This window comes from Pseudomonas sp. HMWF006 (assembly GCF_003061205.1).
Taxonomy (GTDB): Bacteria; Pseudomonadota; Gammaproteobacteria; order Pseudomonadales; family Pseudomonadaceae; genus Aquipseudomonas; species Aquipseudomonas monsensis.
In genome coordinates, this window is sequence record NZ_QAIU01000456.1 from 24,140 (window position 1) to 24,960 (window position 821).

Annotated in this window: 1 protein-coding gene and 1 pseudogene; both read left to right on the forward strand. The window is 59.8% G+C overall.

What is annotated here, in order from left to right; translation table 11 throughout:
- Positions 1-144, forward strand: a 144-nt coding sequence (locus DBR24_RS32960) for an aldehyde dehydrogenase family protein (RefSeq protein ID WP_256591664.1), incomplete at its 5' end; no start/stop codon positions are given.
- Between the two features lie 351 nt (positions 145-495).
- Positions 496-821, forward strand: a pseudogene (locus DBR24_RS19765) (ABC transporter substrate-binding protein); the annotation flags it as partial.

Genomic DNA, 821 nt, shown 5'->3' on the forward strand with positions numbered 1-821 from the left:
ACGGTGTCAGTCAATACCGTCGATGCACTGGACGTGACCGTGCCGTTTGGCGGCGGCAAGCAATCGGGCTTTGGTCGCGACCTGTCGCTGCACTCGTTCGACAAATACACCCAGCTCAAGACCACCTGGTTTCAGTTGCGCTGAAACCGCGTGGCCCCTGTCGCGAGCAGGCTCACTCCTACAATTGACCGTGCGCCCCTGTAGGAGTGAGCCTGCTCGCGATGACTTAGGTACATTCAGCGAAAATTTCCGCTTTGCACCCACCCCGTGCATCCCCGCCAACATCGCCCTTCAGCGGTGCGCACTACCCAGTTTTTTCATCATTTGCTGCCAACAATTTCCTGATTTTCCTCACCGCGCACATGGGCCACCATCCCTCTCGTCAGCCCAAGCCTTCACGCCAGAGTCCAGCAGAGACCGCAGCGTGCATTGGCATCTTTGGCGCTGGCCGTACTGCCCATGACAAAACTAAATCAACAGCGTCGGGAGTGCTCCATGATCAAGTCCTTGTGTATCCGTCTCACTCATCCTCTGGCGATCACCGCCCTGGCCGCCACGGTCGCGACCAGCGCCCACGCCGGCACCTTGTCCATTGGCCACACCACGTGGGTCGGCTACGGCACGCTCTACCTGGCGCGGGATCTGGGCTACTTCAAGGAGAACGGTCTGACCGTCGAATTACCAGTAGTCGAAGAAGCCTCGATGTACATGGCCGCCCAGGCATCCGGGCAGTTGTCCGGCTCCGCCTCGACCATTGACGAGGTGCTCAAGTACCGCCCGCAGTTCTGCTTCAAGGCCGTTGCGGCGCTGGATGACAGCCA